7 protein-coding genes are annotated in these 17,308 nt (G+C 65.8%); all 7 read left to right on the top strand.

Annotation, left to right across the window (positions count from 1 at the left end; all coding sequences use genetic code 11):
• Nucleotides 1–251: 251 nt before the first annotated feature.
• Genes AC58NV_RS08035 through AC58NV_RS08005 form a run of 7 tightly spaced genes read left to right on the top strand, consistent with a single transcriptional unit; the run spans nucleotide 252 to nucleotide 17,237 of the window.
• Nucleotides 252–6,698 carry a type I polyketide synthase gene (locus tag AC58NV_RS08035; protein WP_497226660.1) on the top strand — a complete coding sequence of 2,149 codons (6,447 nt, stop codon included), beginning with the start codon at nucleotides 252–254 and terminating at the stop codon, nucleotides 6,696–6,698.
• Between the two features lie 5 nt (nucleotides 6,699–6,703).
• Nucleotides 6,704–7,720, top strand: coding sequence for a glycosyltransferase family 2 protein (locus tag AC58NV_RS08030; RefSeq protein WP_497226659.1), 1,017 nt, complete (start codon nucleotides 6,704–6,706; stop codon nucleotides 7,718–7,720).
• Nucleotides 7,717–12,282: a MupA/Atu3671 family FMN-dependent luciferase-like monooxygenase gene (locus AC58NV_RS08025; RefSeq protein WP_497226658.1), complete on the top strand. Its 4,566-nt coding sequence runs from the start codon at nucleotides 7,717–7,719 to the stop codon at nucleotides 12,280–12,282. The genes AC58NV_RS08030 and AC58NV_RS08025 overlap by 4 nt, the downstream gene beginning before the upstream one ends.
• Nucleotides 12,279–12,968, top strand: coding sequence for a 4'-phosphopantetheinyl transferase family protein (locus AC58NV_RS08020; protein ID WP_497226657.1), 690 nt, complete (start codon nucleotides 12,279–12,281; stop codon nucleotides 12,966–12,968). Before AC58NV_RS08025 ends, AC58NV_RS08020 begins: the two co-directional genes overlap by 4 nt.
• Nucleotides 12,969–13,021: 53 nt before the next feature.
• Nucleotides 13,022–13,903: a hypothetical protein gene (locus AC58NV_RS08015; RefSeq protein WP_497226656.1), complete on the top strand. Its 882-nt coding sequence runs from the start codon at nucleotides 13,022–13,024 to the stop codon at nucleotides 13,901–13,903.
• Entirely contained in the window at nucleotides 13,900–16,404 is a 2,505-nt protein-coding gene (locus tag AC58NV_RS08010; RefSeq protein WP_497226655.1) for a hypothetical protein, read from the top strand. The genes AC58NV_RS08015 and AC58NV_RS08010 overlap by 4 nt, the downstream gene beginning before the upstream one ends.
• The gene (locus AC58NV_RS08005) at nucleotides 16,401–17,237 is read left to right on the top strand and encodes a glycosyltransferase family 2 protein (protein WP_497226654.1); all 837 of its coding nucleotides are present in this window, start codon (nucleotides 16,401–16,403) and stop codon (nucleotides 17,235–17,237) included. Before AC58NV_RS08010 ends, AC58NV_RS08005 begins: the two co-directional genes overlap by 4 nt.
• Nucleotides 17,238–17,308 lie beyond the last annotated feature (71 nt).

The raw sequence follows: 17,308 nt of genomic DNA, 5'->3' as shown, positions 1-17,308 counted from the left end.
TTCCGCTTTTTCCGGCCGAAATTGACACAATGCGTCCACAGGACAGCCGCATGAATTGACGAAAGTAAATTTGAGTTCACCCGGCCCCGCGGAATAGATGGGGATCCATGCCGAAAGGCCGGGCCGACCGCCGGGCAGAACCCCGGTGTCAGACAATCAACCCGTCCGGCGGGCCCTGCCACCTTCGCAAAGCGGACTGGCTGCGGTGTGCCGGGCTGTTTGCAAAGGGCCAGCGGGGTCAGGTATTGACGATGCAGAAGGGGACATCCGCAGCAAGAGGCGCTGCCGGGATTAATGCAGGCGATATTGCCATTGTGGGGATGTCGGTCACTGTGCCGGGCGCCGGGTCAGCCGAAGCGTTCTGGCAGAACCTGCGCGGCGGCATCGAATCCATCGAGGTTCTGGACCGGAAGACGCTCCTGGCAAACGGCGAGCGTGCCTCTGTCCTGGCAGACCCGAATTATGTGCCTGCATCCGCCCCGTTGCAGGGGTTTGACGAATTCGACGCGGAGTTTTTCGGCTTCAGCCCGAAAGAGGCCGCCATCCTCGACCCGCAGCACCGCAAGTTTCTGGAGGTCGCCTGGAGCGCAATGGAAAATGCGGGCCATCCGCCGGAAAACATCGATGGCCCCATCGGGGTCTATGCGGGCTGCGGCATGGGCAGCTATTTCTACTTCAACATCTGCTCCAATCCAGCACTGGTCGATGACGTGGGCATGTTCCTGTTGCGTCATACCGGCAACGACAAAGACTTTCTGTCGACCCGCGTCAGCCATGTGTTCGACCTGAAGGGGCCGTCGGTCAATGTGCAGACCGCCTGCTCGACATCGCTGGTGGCGGTGCATTACGCCTGCAAGGCCCTGCGCGAGGGCGACTGCGGCATGGCACTGGCGGGCGGCGTTACCATCGAACTGCCGCAGGGCCGCGGGTACCTTTACAAGGAAAACGAGATCCTCAGCCCCGACGGCCATTGCCATGCCTTCGATCACCGGGCGCAAGGAACGGTTTTCGGCTCCGGTGCCGGGGCGGTGGCGCTCAGGCGGCTGGAGGATGCGATTGCCGACGGCGACCACATCTGGGCGGTCATCAAGGGCTCGGCGATCAACAACGACGGCGCCGACAAGGCGGGCTATCTGGCGCCCTCTGTCGGCGGCCAGTCGGCAGCGGTGCAAAAGGCGCTGGAGGCTGCGGGCACCCCTGCGGACACCATCGACTATGTGGAATGCCACGGCACCGGCACCTATCTGGGCGACCCCATCGAAGTCTCTGCCCTGACCGATGCCTACCGGGCGACCACGCAGGACACCGGCTTTTGCCGCATCGGCTCGGTCAAGACCAACATCGGCCATCTGGACACCGCGGCGGGCGTTGCCGGCCTCACCAAGACCGCGCTGGCGCTGCACCACCGGGAGCTCCCGCCCTCGCTGGGCTATGAAGCGCCGAACCCGGCCATTGATTTCGAGAGCTCGCCATTCCGCGTGAACGCTGAGCTTACCCCGTGGACACCGCACAAGGGGCCCCGGCGCGCCGGTATCAACTCGCTCGGCGTCGGCGGTACCAATGCGCATGTTATTTTGGAAGAAGCCCCGGAACGCGCTGCGTCGGAGGAAAGCGACTTCCCGTTCCAGATCCTTTGTGTTTCCGGCCAGACCAAGGCAGCCCTGGACGCCAACACTCAAGGATTGGCGGACTATCTGAAGGCCAACCCCGAGGCCGATCTGGCCGATGTGGCCTATACCCTCAGGGAAGGCCGCCGCGGCTTTGCCAAGCGGCGGGTGCTGGTGGCGGAGACCGCCGTCGAAGCCGTTACTCTGTTGCAGGAGAACGATCCGCGCAACGTCTTCACCCATGACCGGCTGGGCAATGCGCCGGAGGTGGTCTTCATGTTCCCCGGCGGCGGCGCGCAATACGCGGGCATGGCGCGCGACCTTTATGAGACCGAACCGGTCTTTGCGGAGTGGACGGACCGCGGGCTGGATCATCTGCAAAAGAGCCTGGACTATGACATCCGCGCGATCTGGCTGCCGGAAGACGGCGCGGAGGACGCCGCCAATGCCAAGCTGCAGCAGCCCTCGGTGCAGCTGCCGCTGATCATGATCGTGGAATACGCGCTGGCGCAGCTGTGGATCAGCTGGGGCGTGAAGCCTGCCGCGCTGGTCGGCCATTCGATGGGTGAGAACACTGCCGCCTGCCTGGCCGGGGTCATGTCATTCGAGGACTGCATCGACCTGGTGCTGCTGCGCGGGCGGCTGTTCGACACCGTCCCTGCGGGCGGGATGCTGTCTATTGCCCTGCCGCTGGCCGAGGTCGAGGCCATCATCGGCGATGATCTGGATATCGCCAGCGTCAATGCGCCCTCGCTCACTGCCGTTTCCGGCCCGCAGGAGGCGCTGGAAAGGCTGTCGGCAGAGCTGACCGCCCGCGAGTTGGAGCACCAGCGCATTCCGATCGACATAGCCGCTCACTCCCGGATGCTGGACGGCATCCTGAAGGAGTATGGTGAATTCCTCCGCTCCCTGACCCTTTCAGCGCCCAAGCTGCCGGTGATCTCCAACCGCACCGGCACAGCCCTGACGGCGGAGCAGGCCACCGATGCCGATTACTGGGTCGGCCAGCTGCGCAACACCGTGCATTACGCCACCTGCATCGAGTCTCTCGCCAAGACCCCGGGCCGGGTGTTCCTGGAGGTCGGTCCCGGCAAGGCGCTGAGCGCTTTGGCTCAGATGTCTCCGGCGGTGAAACAGGGCCAGGTGCTCAGCTCGCTGCGCCATCCGGATCAGCAGGTGATGGATGACAGTTACTTCTTTGGTGTCATCGGCCGGCTCTGGGCCTGCGGGGTGGAGGCCGACTGGGAACAGATCTGGGGCGAGGCGCGCCGCAACCGCCTGCCGCTGCCCGGCTACGCCTTTCAGCGCAGCCGCTATTTCATCGAGCCCGGCAAACCGGCAGTGGAGGAAGAACCCGCGCCAGCCCGGAATGATGATCTCAACAACTGGGGCTACCGCCCTGCCTGGCGTTCGCGGCTGGCCGACTGTGCCTTGGATGTTGCGCAGGAGCTGGATCAGGAGCCGCACAGCTGGCTGATCTTCGAGGATGAATGCAGTCATGCTGCCCGTGCCGCAGACCGGCTGGAGGCCGCAGGCCATACTGTCGCACGGGTGCGCGCAGGTGACACTTATGCGCAGCTTGCGCCCAACTCCTATTTCCTGCCGCCGGAACAGGGCCGCGCCGCCTATGGCGCCCTGCTGGCGGACCTGACCGAAGCCGGGCTGCTGCCGGACCGCATCGCGCATTTCTGGCTGGTGACCGAGGGGGAAACCTTCCGCCCCGGCTCCTCCTTCTTTGACCGCAATCTGGAAATGGGCTTTCATTCCCTGACCGCGCTGGCGCAGGAGCTGGGCAATGCTGATCTGCCCGGCCCAGCGCATCTGACTGTTTTCACCACCGGCGCAACACAGGTGCGGGACGAGGCCCTGCCCTACCCGGAAAAGGCCATGATCGCAGGCCCGCTGGGCGTGATCCCGCGCGAGCTGCCGGGGCTGACCTGCACCGCCGTGGATATCGAACTGCCGCAGGCGCCGCAGGGCCTGTTCGCCCGCCGGAATCCACCGCAGGCAGATATCACCGCGCGCCTGCTGGAAGAGCTGATGGCAGAGCCCTCCAATACCTCCGCCGCCTGGCGCGGGGACAAGCGGTTCGAGCTCAGCTGGCGCCCGCAGCCGCTGCCCGCGCCGGAAACGCCTCCTTTCAAACAGGGTGGCCATTACCTGATCACCGGCGGCTATGGCGGCATCGGCGTGGCCATCGCGGGCCACCTGATGCGCGGCTACGGCGCCAAGGTCTCGCTGATCTCCCGCGACGGGCTGCCGCCGCGCGAGACCTGGGAACGCTATCTTGCCAGCCACAGCCCGGCGAACCGCACCGCCCAGCGCATCCGCGCAGTGATGGCGCTGGAGGCAGATGGCAAGGGTGCAGTACTGCCGCTGGCCGCCGACGTCTGCAACAGCGGCGACCTGCGTGCAGCGCGGGAGCAGGCCGAAGCTGCCTTTGGCCCCGTCACCGGCGTGATCCACGGGGCCGGCGTTATCAGTGATGGCCCGCTGTTGGCCAAGGACGAGGACCAGATCGCCCAGGTCCTGGCCCCCAAGGTCAGTGGGCTGCGGGCGCTGGACGCCGTGTTCCCGGACGGCAGTCTGGAGCTGATGGTTCTGTTCTCCTCCTCCTCGACCGTGACCCGCCCTGCGGGCCAGGTGGATTACATCGCCGCCAACGAATACTTCAACACCTGGGCCAAGCACCGCGCGGGCGGTAAAACCCGGGTCATCGCCGTGGATTGGGGCGTCTGGGCCGACACAGGCATGGCCGCCGACGCCATGGCGGACCGCAACGCAAATGCAAGTGCCAGCGCGCCGGAGCCTTGCCCGCATCCGCTGCTGCAGCAGCAGGCATTCGACGCCGCGGGCAACCGCATCTTCACTCCCCGGTTCAGCACCGCAGACTGGCTGCTGGATGAGCACCGCACCAAGGATGGCACTGCTCTGGTGCCCGGCACCGGCTATGTCGAGATGGCCGCCGAGGCGCTGGCTGCCATCGGCGTGGAAGATCCGTTCGAGATCCGGGATCTCTACTTCCTGCGGCCGCTGATTGCGGACGCATCCTGCCCGCGTGATGCCCTGGTAAAGTTAGAAGCTAATGAAAATGGTTATGAACTGTTTGTTTACTCGAAGTTTACAAATGGTTACCGTCTGAATTGTCAGGCTATGCTGGCCTTTGCGGCGGCGGCAGAACGCCCCGCCGCACTCAACCTCCAAATGATTTTCACCCGATGCCCGGAGGAGCAGGCGCCAGAAGACGGGCGCCTGCATTCGCTGCAGGAGGCGCATCTGAACTTCGGGCCGCGCTGGCATGTGCTGGACCGCGCGGCGCTGGGTGACGGCGAAGGGATTGCCGCCCTGTCGCTGCCAGAAGCAGCGGCGCAGGACGGCTGTCTGCTGCACCCCGGCCTTCTAGACCTGGCCACCGGCTGGGCAATGAAGCTGATCCCCGGATACGAGGGCAAGGCGCTTTGGGTACCGGTGTCCTATGGGACTATCCGGGTCTTTGCACCATTGACCAAACGCATCTTCAGCCATGTGCGCCTGTCCGGCACCCCGGACAGCGCCTCTGCGGCATTCGACGTCACCCTGGCGGACCCGGATGGCACCGTGCTGGTGGAGATCGAGGGCTTCCGGATGCAACGCCTCGCAGGCGGGTTCAACGCCGCCGGGGAGCCGGGCGACGCGGACACCACAGCAGCCCAGCTGGGACTGGAACCTGCCGCCAGCCCGCAGCCCCTGTCGCGGGAGGAACGCCGTCTGCAGCTGAACATTTCGAACGGCATTAAAGCCAGCGAGGGCGGCGAGGCGCTGGTGCGCGCCGTCGCCTCTGGCCTGCCGCAGGTGGTGGTCTCCTCGCTCGACCTGCCCGCGCTACTCGCCCAGGCGGACCAAAGCACACCAGCCAAGGCAGAGGCCCAGACATTTGACCGCCCGCAGCTCGACACAGATTACGTGGCGCCGCGCAACCCGGTGGAGGAGCAGCTGGCCGCGCTGTTTGCCTCCCTCCTCGGTGTCAGCCAGGTGGGGATCGAGGACAGCTTCTTTGACCTCGGCGGCCATTCCCTGATCGCAGTCCGGCTGTTTGCCCAGGTGAAACGCGCCTTTGAGGTGGAATTCCCGCTGTCGGTGCTGTTCGAGGCCCCCAGTGTCGCTGCCCTGGCAGAACGGATCATCGAACGCACCGGCGGCGGTATCGCCGCAGAGCCCGGAGCCCCCCCGCAAGCCGCAGAAGAAAAGCCGCAATTCACCCATCTGGTGCAGCTGCACCCCGGCGACGGCACCGGGCGGCGGCCATTCTTCCTGGTCGCGGGCATGTTCGGCAATGTGCTGAACCTGCGGCATCTGGCGCTGCTGGTTGGCAAGGACCGCCCGGTCTACGGACTGCAGGCCAAGGGACTGGTGGGCAGCGATACCCCGCACAACCGGATCGAAGACGCCGCCCGCAGTTGCCTGAACGAAATCCGCCAGGTCCAGCCCGACGGCCCCTATCTGCTCGGCGGCTTCTCCGGTGGCGGCATCACCGCCTATGAGATGGCGCAGCAGCTGAAGGAGCAGGGCCAGGACAGCGCCGCGCTGATCCTGCTGGACACGCCCTTGCCGGTGCGCCCGGCCCTGAAGCGCCAGGACAAGGCGCTGATCAAGCTGGCAGAGCTGCGCAGCAAAGGTGCAGGCTACCTGGGCGAATGGGCCAGGAACCGCATCGCGTGGGAATTCGAGAAGCGCCGCGTCAAACCGGCGGAAACCGGCGCCCAGCCGGAGTTCAACAACCGCAAGATCGAACTGGCCTTCCGTGCCGCTGTCGAAGCTTATGCCCTCAAACCCTGGCACGGCCCGCTGACTCTGTTCCGCCCCCCGCTGAACCGTAAATGGCAGGTCTCGGGCGGCAATTGGGTCAGCAGCGAACGCGAGTATGTGTTTCCCGACAACGACTGGACCCGCTGGGCGCCCTCAGTGGAAGTGGCCGAGGTGCCGGGCGACCATGACAGCATGGTGCTGGTGCCGAATGTCAGCGTGCTGGCTGCAGGCGTCAAGGCAAGGCTCGTTGCCGCAGACCGTGCCGCAGCCTCCGGCCCTTCACGCGTCATCCGGGCGGCGGAGTGACCGGCATGGCCCAGCAGCGCATCCTCATCATCCTGTTGAATTTCCGCACCCCGGAGATGACCCTGCAGTCCGCCGAAGCCGCCCTGCGCGAGCTGGAGGACCTGCCGGGCGAGCTGCTGATCATCGACAACGGCTCCGGCGACGGCTCCTTTGACCAGATCCATGCCGCGGCCCAGGCGCGCGGCTGGCTGGACAGCAACCGGGTACGGGTGATCGCCTCGCCGGTGAACGGCGGCTTTGGCGCCGGCATGAACATCGGCCTCAGCACCGGTCTGGCAGACGGCAGCGCGCCGGAGTTCTACTATCTCCTGAACTCCGACGCCTTTGTGCAGGGCAGCACCATCCGCACCCTGCGCGACTTCCTGCTGGACCATCCCGGTGCCGGGCTGGCGGGATCCTATGTGCGCGGCACCGATGGCACGCCGCACCGCACCGCCTTCCACTTCCCTTCTGTCGCAGGCGAGTTCGAGGCCAGCGCGCGCACCGGCATCTTCACCCGGCTGCTGAAACCCTGGGTGGTCGCCATGGAGATGCCGCGGGCGCAGGTGCAGGTCGACTGGACTGCAGGTGCCAGCCTGATGATCCGCCGCGAAGCGGTCGAGGCCGTTGGCGGGTTTGACGAGACCTTCTTTCTCTATTTCGAGGAAACCGACCTCTGCCGCCGCGCCGCCCGCGCGGGCTGGCGCACCCACTATGTGCCGGCCAGCGAAGTGGCGCATATCGGCTCCGCCTCCACCGGCATGAAGGGCTGGCAGCGCACACCCGGGTACTGGTTCGACTCGCGTCTGCATTACTTCGTCAAGAACCACGGCCGCGCCTATGCCGCCGCGGCCACATTGGCCCGCATCAGCGGCAGCCTGATCTATGGCCTGCGCCGACTGATTCAGAACAAGCCGCAGGCTGATCCGCCGCATTTCCTGCGCGATCTCTGTCTGCACAGCCTGCGCGCGCTCTTAGCGCCGCGCCGCACAACATCTTCGGAAACGCGCCTCCCTTCTCCGCTTGCAAAGGAGCAGAAATGACCGCATTCACCTGTGCCCTGATTGGCAATGAATCCCTTCTGATCGGCTGCGCCGATGCGCTGCTGGCCCGCGGCTACCAGATCCGGGCGGTGGTTTCGCAAGACGCGGACATCCGCGCTTGGGCCGCAGTCAAGGATTTGGAAGTGCTGGATAAACCCGCAGACCTCAGCGGCGGCTTTGACTGGCTTCTGTCGATTGCCAACCTGACAGTGATCCCCGATACGGTGCTGGCACAGGCCGCCAAGGGTGCGGTCAACTTCCACGACGGGCCGCTGCCAGCCTACGCGGGCCTCAACACCCCGAACTGGGCGTTGATCAACGGTGAGGCCCAGCACGGCATCACCTGGCACCTGATCGAAGGCGGCGTCGACGAGGGCGATATCCTGGCCCAGCGGATGTTCGATGTGGCGGCGGATGAGACCGCCTTCAGCCTCAACTCCAAATGCTACGCCGCGGCGATGGACAGCTTTGGCGAGGTCATCACCCAACTGGAAACCGGGGAACTGAACGGGCAAAAGCAGGACCTGAGCCAGCGCCGCTATTTCGGGAAGTCCGACCGTCCGGCGGCAGGCGGGATGCTGGATTTCATCCGCCCCGCGGCGGAACTGGCCCGGCTGGTGCGGGCGCTGGACACCGGCGGCTACTGGAACCCGCTGTGCGCCGCCAAGCTGCGGATCGGCGGGACCGTGGTGCTGGCTGGCGCTGCGGAAGTTGCGGAGGGCAGCGGCGCGTCGGGCACCGTGATCGAGAACAGCAAAACCAGCATAAAAGTTGCAACCGGCAGCGGCGCCCTGACCCTCACTGGCCTGACCACTCCTGCAGGCCAGCCGTTGGACATGTCCAAGCTGGTCAAACCGGGAGACAAGGTTCCCTCTCTGACCGCAGCAGAGGCCGAGGCACTCACCGCCCGCCTCGCTGCGGTTCAAGGGGGCGAAAGCCATTGGCGCCAGCGGCTTGCGGCGATGCAGCCGGTGCAGGTGCCGCTGGCCTCGGATACCGGCGGCAGCGGCTTTAGCCGCCAGGACCTCGCCCTGCCTGCAAATCTCAGCGAAGAGCAGGCAGCAGCTGCCGCGCTTGTTTTTGCCCTGCTCAGCAGCGGCGGCGAGATCGGGGATGTGGCGCTGTCCGTGGAGGGGATGGAGGGCCTGCCCGGCCTGATCTCTTCCTGGGTGCCTTTGCAGGCCCGGCGGCAGGACAGCGTTGCGGCCCTCGTGGAGCACACTGCGCAAGAGATTGCCAAGGCACGGAAAACCGGCGGCTTTGCCGAAGACATTGTGGCCCGCGCGCCGGAGATTTCGGCGCAGCCCAAGCCCGGCATCGGCCTGATGCTGGGGTGCGACACCCCGGTTGCGGGCTGCACCGCCACCATCGCCCTGACCGAAGGCACCATGGTGCTGCATTGCGACGCGGCCGCTCTGACGCCCGACGCAACAGCCCTGCTGGCCGCGCGGCTGGAACTGGTTCTGAGCGCCATCGCCGAGGACGGAAACCGCCTGGTTGCAGAGCTGCCAATCCTGCCCAAAGCCGAGCGCAAGCTGCTGCTGGAGGACTGGAACCAGACCGCAACGGACTTCCCCGCTGATCTGACCATCCACGCGGCGTTTAAGGCACAGGCCACCCGGACCCCGGAGGCCATCGCGCTGGTGTTCGAGAACCAGAGCTTCACCTACGCTGAAGTCAACGCCCGCGCCAATTCAGTAGCCAGCCGCCTGCGTGAAATGAACATAAAACCTGGAAGCCACGTTGGCATCCACATCCACCGCGCGCCGGAGCTGGTGTTTGCTGCCTTGGGAGTGATGAAGGCCGGCGGCGCCTATGTTCCGCTGGATCCTGCCTACCCCGCTGACCGCATCGCGCATTACATCAGCGACAGCCGGGCGCAGGTGATCGTGACGCAAGCCGCGCTGGCCAGCAGCCTGCCTGTCTCAGACGCGCAGGTGCTGGACATTGAAACAGTCCCTGCGGGGATAACGGAGGAAAACATCTCCGGCGGAGCCACCGGCAGCGATCTGGCGTATCTGATCTACACCTCGGGCTCCACCGGCCTGCCCAAGGGGGTAATGGTCACCCACGCCAATGTCGCGAACTTCTTTGCCGGCATGGACGCCCGCATCCCGCATCAGCCCGGCGACGCTTGGCTGGCGGTCACCAGCCTCAGCTTTGACATCTCGGTGCTTGAGCTGTTCTGGACGCTGTCGAGGGGCTTCAAGCTTGTGCTGTCGAGCGACGAAAGCCGGCTGGAGCTGTCCAAGGGGCCGGTCGCGCTCAGCGACCGGAAGATGGATTTCAACCTGTTCTACTGGGGCAATGACGACGGGCCGGGGCCGCAGAAATACCATCTGCTGCTGGAGGGCGCCAAGTTCGCTGATAGCCATGGCTTCAATGCGGTCTGGACGCCGGAACGCCATTTCCACGCCTTCGGCGGTCCCTACCCGAATCCGTCGGTCACCGGCGCTGCAGTTGCCGCGGTGACGCAGAACATCGGCGTGCGCTCCGGCTCCTGCGTGGCGCCCTTGCACCACCCGGCGCGGATTGCCGAGGAATGGGCGGTTATCGACAACCTGACCGCGGGGCGCGCCGGCATCGGCTTTGCCTCCGGCTGGCAGCCGGATGACTTCATCCTGCGGCCCGAGAACACGCCGCCTGCGAACAAGCCTGCGATGTTCCAAGCCATTGAAACCGTGCGCAAGCTTTGGCGCGGCGAGGAAGTCGCCTTCCCCCGCAAGGATGGCGGCGAGCACGCCGTCGTCACCCAGCCGCGTCCGGTCTCCAAAGAGCTGCCGGTCTGGGTCACCACCGCGGGCAACCCGGAAACCTGGCGCGAGGCCGGGGCGATCGGGGCAAATGTTCTGACACACCTGCTGGGCCAGAGCATTGATGAGGTCGCGGGCAAGATCCGCATTTATCACGAGGCCCTGAGCGATGCGGGCCATGACCCCGCGAATTTCAAGGTCACGCTGATGCTGCACAGCTATCTGGCGGCAACCCGCGAGGAGGCCCGCCAAGTGGCGCGAGAGCCGATGAAGGATTACCTGCGCTCTGCTGCCGGGCTGATCAAGCAATACGCCTGGGCCTTCCCCGCCTTCAAGAAACCCGAAGGGTTGAAGAACCCGTTCGAGATGGACCTGGGGATGCTGTCGGAGGAGGAACTGGAGGCGATCCTCGACTTCGCCTTCGAGCGCTATTTCGAAGATTCCGGGCTGTTCGGAACCATCCAGGACGCCTGCCAGAGGGTGGAGCAGCTGAAGCGCATTGGCGTGGATGAGATCGCCTGCCTGATCGACTATGGCATCGCGCCAGAGGTGGTGCTGGAAGGGCTGAAACCTTTGGCCGAGGTGCTGCGCCTGTCGAACGCACCGCAGGAGCTGGCGGCGAATGACTTCTCGCTGGCGGCGCAGATCGTGCGCCACAAAGTCAGCCACATGCAATGCACGCCGTCGATGGCGCGGATGATTGCCGCGGATGCAGACGCCAGCGCCTGCCTGGGCCAGCTGCAGCATCTGCTGGTGGGCGGCGAGGCACTGCCCGGCGACATGGTGCAGGCTTTGCAGGAAGCGACGCAGGCAGAAATCCACAACATGTACGGCCCGACCGAGACGACGATCTGGTCGACGGTGGAGAAAGTCTCCGCCGTCGCCGCCGGGACATCGGGGATCGGAACGCCGATTGCCAATACGCAGGTTTACGTGCTGGACGAAAGACAAATACCTGTTCCAGCCGGGACACTGGGCGAGCTGTACATCGGCGGCGCGGGTGTCACCGAGGGGTATTGGCAGCGGGAGGAACTGACCTCTGAACGGTTCGTCAACGCTCCATTTGCTGCGGGCCGTCTTTACCGCACCGGTGATCTGGTGCGCTGGACCGCGGGTGGCACGCTGATGTTCCTGGGCCGCACCGACCATCAGGTGAAGATCCGCGGCCAGCGGATTGAACTGGGCGAAATCGAGGCCGCACTGGCGGCGCAGCCGGGTGTTTCCGGTGCGGTTGTGGTGCCGCGCGGCGCGGCCGGCAGCGAGCAGCTGTTTGGATACATCACCGCCGCTGGGCCGGTGCAGGAGGATGCGCTGAAACAGGCGCTGGCAGCCCGTCTCGCAGAGGTGATGGTGCCGTCGCGCATCATCACGCTGGAGGCTTTCCCGCTGACGCCGAACAAGAAAATCGACCGCAAAGCGCTGCCCGATCCGCAGCCCGCGCGGGTTGAGACCGCCCCGGCGGTGGCGCTGGAAGCAGGCGCGCAGGCCAGGATCGCCACGGTCTGGAGCCGTATCCTGGGCGTCAGCGGCATCGGCGCGCAAGACAACTTCTTTGCCTTGGGCGGCCATTCGCTGCTGGCGGTGCAGGCGCACCGGGAACTGCGCGAAGAACTGGGCACATCCACGCTGTCAATCACCGACATCTTCCGCTTCCCGACGCTGGCGGGGCTGGCGGTGCACATCGAGGGGCTTGCAGGCACCCCGGCAAATACGGAAGAAAAGCCTCAGGATACCGCAGCCCCGGACCGCAGCGACATGATGTCGAAACGCCGGGCGATGCGGGCAAACCGCAGGGCAAGGACCGGATGACGGACACCAACAGCAAACTGGCAGAGCGGCTGACCCTGGTCCGGCCGCTTTTTGCCGCCGATGTGGCGCTGGCCGGGGCAGATCCGCTGGGCGCGCCGCCTGCGCCGCTGGCGGAGGAAGCCGCTGGGCTGTCGCCCAATGCGGTGGAAAAACGCCGCAACGAGTTTGCTGCGGGCCGCGATGCTGTGCATCAGGCGATGCGGCAGCTCGGCGTGCCCCCTGCCCCGGTGCAGGTCGGCATCGACCGGGCGCCAGTCTGGCCCGCGGGACTGGTCGGCTCGATCACCCATACCAAGAGCTGCGCGATGGCGGTTCTGGCGCGAGCAGGCGAGGTGCAGGCCTTGGGCATCGATGTCGAGGAAGACACGCCGCTGAAGGACGAACTGCTGCTCGCGATCTGTTCCGAGAGGGAGCAGGCTTGGCTGAAACGGCAGGATAATCCCGGGCAGATGGCTAAGGTGGTCTTTTCTGCCAAGGAAGCGGCCTACAAGGCCCAGTACACGCTGAGCCGGGCGTTTTACGGGTTTGACGGGATGGAGCTGGAGTTTGATCTGGCGACGGGAGCTTATCTGGCGTTTTTCACCGCCGACAGGCCGCCGTTTTCGCGCGGCGAGGCGGTTGGCGGGCGGTTTGCGGTTGGCGCGGGCCTCATCATGACCACGGCGGAAATCCGGGGGCGCGGATGATGGGGCGGCGCGGATTTCTGGCCCTAGGCGCTGCCGCCGCAACACTGGGCCTGATGGCATTTGCGACCCGCAGCCGGTCTGTTCCTGTGCCGCCGCCGCTGAGCCCGCCGGACGGGCCGCTGAAGGTTTTCCACCTGGGCCATTCGCTGGTCGGGCCGGACATACCGAACATGCTGGCGCAGCTGGCGCCGGAGGGGCATGGCTACAACAGCCAGCTGGGGTCCGGCACGCCGCTGAGGGCGCATTGGGAGCCGGGAGAGGATATCCTCGATTTTGAAACGGCCAACAGCGCACCTGCCTTCCGGGATGCGAGGGAAGCCATCGGCTCGGGCGAATACGGCGCGGTGGTGCTGACCGAAATGGTCGAGCTGCGCGATGCGATCAAGTACTTCGATGCGGCCAAGTATCTGGCAAAATGGGCGGATCTGGCGCGCGGCGCCTCTCTACGGCCTCGCCTTTACCTGTATGAAACGTGGCACCGGCTGGACGACCCCGATGGCTGGCTGGAGCGGATTGACGGCGATCTGGAGGCGCTGTGGACACGCAAGCTGCTGGGCACCGACAGCCTCCGCAACCCGCAGCAGCCGGTTTATCTGATCCCCGGCGGGCAGGTGCTGGCTGCGATGGCCCGCGCGGCAGAAGCCGGGGGGATCCCAGGACTGGCTTCACGTGAATCGCTGTTCGCCCGCACGCCTGAAGGCGATCTGGACACCATCCACATCAACGACCTTGGGGCTTATGCCATTGCCCTGACCCATTACGCGGTGCTGTATCTGCGCTCGCCGGAAGGCCTGCCGCACCAGCTGACCCGCGCGGACAGCACACCGGCGCAGGCGTTCAGCCCGGAGGCGGCGGCCAAAGTGCAGCAGATCGTCTGGCAGGTGGTGCGCAGCCTGCCCCGGACCGGTCTGGCCGCGGCGGGAGCGCCGGCATGAAGCTGGAGGCGCTGATCACCTCGGTCGTGATGATCGGCCATTCACTGTTCGGGCCGGACAATCCGCAAATGCTGGAGCAGCTGCTGGACGCGCGCGGGGAGGCCGCAGTCGAGGCGCAGATCATCAATGGTGCGCCGCTCAGCTACAACTGGCAGCACAGTGGCAGCGCCGAGGGCGTTGATTCACGTGAAAGACTGACCCGGCCCGCTGATGCGGTGATCGTGACAGAAGCTATTCCGCTGGCCAACCACCTGAAATGGAGCGGCACCGAACAGGCGGTTACGCAATTTTATGAACTGGCGCGCACCACCAATCCGGAGGTGCAGTTCTATCTGCAGGAAACCTGGCACAGCCTGGACAGTGGCACCGGCAGCGAAGTGCCTTTTGACGATGGTGCGGAAGTTCCTTGGCGGGTGCGGCTGGCACAGGACCTGCCGCGCTGGCAGACGGTGGTGGAAGAAGTCAATGCCACCACCGGCGGCGACATAAAACTGCTGCCCGCAGGCCAGGCGATGGCGCGGCTGGATGATGCCATTCAGGCGGGCACCATGCCGGGGCTGGCCAGCATCCGTGATGTCTTTGCCGATGATATCCATCCCAATGCCACGGGCTTCTACTTCCTGGCTCTGCTGCAGTATGCGGTGCTGACAGGTAAGGACCCTGCAGGCCTGCCGCACCGGCTGACAGACCGCTGGGGCAAGTCCTATTCTGCGCCCTCGGCTGAGCTGGCGGCGCGGCTGCAGGCAATCGCCTGGGCCGCGGCTCAGGGTGCCAGTGTGCGCACAGCGGCCTTGCCTGCGGAGCCTGCACCGCTGCCGCAAGATCCCCCCCCGCCCGTACTGAACGCGGCAGTGCTGGAGGACGCGCTGGCGCCAGCCCGACGGGCGTCCCGCCAGCCCATCGCCATCAATCTGGCAGGAATTGCAGACTGGAGCACCCAGGCGCCGTTTCTGGACCACTTCAAGACCGCACGCCCCTGGATCGGCCATCTGCCTGGGCGCTGGGGAGGGGCAGATCACGGCGACCTGCTGGCGGCCGGCTATCTGGACCCGGCGGGCTGGCCCACCGCGATCCCGCCGGAGCTGAGCTCGATCGGTACGGTGATCCTGACGGATCTGCCAGAAGAAGCGGTGTCGCTGGCCGGCCGCTATGTGCTGCGGTTTGAGGGGGAGGGCATTGTCGAGGTTCTGGGCCGGGCCACGAATGTCCGCTACGGCAAGAGCGAGGTGCGGTTCGATTTCACCCCCGGCCCCGGCCCGGTGGAAATCCGCATCCAGCGCATGGGCCGCGGCGGCGACTATGTCCGCAACATCACCGTCGTGAAGGAAGAGCATCTGGACGCCTATGACGGCGGCGCTCTGTTCAACCCGCTGTGGCTGGACCATCTGGACGGCTTTGCCGCGCTGCGGTTCATGGACTGGATGGGTACCAATGACTCGCAGCAGACGGGATGGGAGGACCGGCCGCTGCCCTCGGACTACACCTGGGCGCTGAAGGGTGTTCCGGCGGAGGTGATGCTGGCGCTGGCCAACAGGCTGGGCGCGGATCCCTGGTTCACCATGCCGCATATGGCGGATGACACATACGTCCGGCAATTCGCCCGGCTGGCAGAGCACGGACTGGAGGAGGACCTGCGCGCCTACGTGGAGTATTCCAACGAGGTCTGGAACTGGCAGTTTCAGCAGTCTGCCTGGGCCGATGCGCAAGCACAGGCCCGCTGGGGTGGCGAAAACCTTTGGATGCAATTCTACGGCGGCCGTGCGGCGGAGGTGGCGCAAATCTGGACCGAGGTGTTCGGCAAAAACAGCAGCCGGCTGGTGCGCGTGATCTCCTCGCAGACCGGCTGGCTGGGACTGGAGGAACAGGTTCTGACGGCGCCGCTTTGGAAGGCAGAGCAGGCCGGGCGGCAGGCGCCTGCCGCCTATTTCGATGCCTATGCTGTAACCGGCTATTTCGGCGGCGTGCTAGGATTGCAGGAGCGCGCCGGGCAGGTCCGAGCCTGGATTGCAGCCAGCCGTGAGCACGCCCAAGCGGTGGCGGCAGACAGAGGGCTGAGGAGCACGGTGGCATCGGAATTTCTGGTGCGGCACCAGTATGATGCGGCCAACGCCCAGGCCGGGGCGGAACTGCGCGACGGGCTGATCTCGGGCGACGCTGCCGACACGCTAAGCGATCTTTTGGGGCGGGTGCTGCCCTATCACGCCGGCGTCGCGCAAAAACACGGGCTGGAGCTGATCATGTATGAGGGCGGCAGCCATGTGGTGGGCATCGGCCCGATGGTCGAGGATGAGGCCTTGACCGGCTTCTTCACCCATTTCAACTACAGCCCCGAGATGGGAGCGCTGTATCAGGAGCTGCTGGCGGGCTGGCAAGCGCTTGGCGGCAGCCTGTTCACCGCCTATGCCGATGTCGGGGCACCTGGAAAATGGGGCAGCTGGGGGGCCTTGCGCACCCTGAGCGATCGGAACCCCCGTTGGAATGCGCTGGAGGCCGTGAAATGATCCCCCGGGTGTCCGTGCTGATCCCGGCCCACAATGAGGCTGAATACATTGAAGACTGCCTGCAGGCGGTCTTTGCCTCGGCCTCCCTGCCCGCGGGAATGACAGCGGAGGTGCTGGTGCTGGCCAATGGCTGCACTGATTCCACCGCAGCACTGGCCCGCGCAGCAGTGCCGCCCGAAGGCTGGCAGGTGCAGGTTCTGGAGCTGCCGGAAGGCGGCAAGCTGGGCGCGCTGAATGCCGGCGACGGGGCGGCATGCGGGGATATCCTGATCTATCTGGACGCCGATGTGCTGGTTTCATCCGGCCTGATTCCCCAAATCGCCGCGGTGCTGGCCCTTGAAGCACCACGCTATGCCAGCGGCCGCCCGCAGGTAGCCCTGGCCCAAAGCGCGGTGACCCGGGCCTATGCGCGGCTATGGATGCGGCTGCCGTTCTTTTCCAGCGGGGTGCCGGGGTTCGGTATCTTTGCGATGACCCGCAGGGGCCGCCAGCGATGGGGCGACTGGCCTGATATCATTGCCGATGACATCTTTGCCCGGCTGAACTTTGCCCCGCAGGAGCGGGTGCAGGTTCCGGCAGGTTACAGCTGGCCGATGGTCGAAGGCTTCCGCAACCTGGTGAAAGTGCGGCGGCGGCAGAATGCCGGTGTGGCGGAAGTGGCGGAGAAATATCCGCAGCTGATGCAGAACGAGGACACGCCGCGGGCCGGGGCCGGCACGGCTGTTAACCTGCTGCTGCGCGATCCGGCTGGTCTCCTGACTTACGCCGCTGTTTCCCTGGCGGTGAAGTCGCCGCTGTTTGCCTCCCGCAGCCGCTGGACCCGCGGCCGCTGAAAGCCCCCGCTGGGAGCGCTCCCGCATCCGCCGAATGGCCTGAATACGTCAGACTACCCTTGGCTGCCTCG

It is taken from the genome of Leisingera sp. ANG49, from assembly GCF_059694505.1.
The sequence above is the reverse complement of the archived record's forward strand: the minus strand, read 5'-3'. Positions and strand labels throughout refer to the sequence as shown.

Coding starts and splice junctions, on each gene's coding strand:
- AC58NV_RS08005 (WP_497226654.1), top strand. CDS start 16,401: ATGATCCCCCGGGTGTCCGTGCTGATCCCGGCCCACAATGAGGCTGAA.
- AC58NV_RS08030 (WP_497226659.1), top strand. CDS start 6,704: ATGGCCCAGCAGCGCATCCTCATCATCCTGTTGAATTTCCGCACCCCG.
- AC58NV_RS08035 (WP_497226660.1), top strand. CDS start 252: ATGCAGAAGGGGACATCCGCAGCAAGAGGCGCTGCCGGGATTAATGCA.
- AC58NV_RS08010 (WP_497226655.1), top strand. CDS start 13,900: ATGAAGCTGGAGGCGCTGATCACCTCGGTCGTGATGATCGGCCATTCA.
- AC58NV_RS08015 (WP_497226656.1), top strand. CDS start 13,022: ATGGCATTTGCGACCCGCAGCCGGTCTGTTCCTGTGCCGCCGCCGCTG.
- AC58NV_RS08020 (WP_497226657.1), top strand. CDS start 12,279: ATGACGGACACCAACAGCAAACTGGCAGAGCGGCTGACCCTGGTCCGG.
- AC58NV_RS08025 (WP_497226658.1), top strand. CDS start 7,717: ATGACCGCATTCACCTGTGCCCTGATTGGCAATGAATCCCTTCTGATC.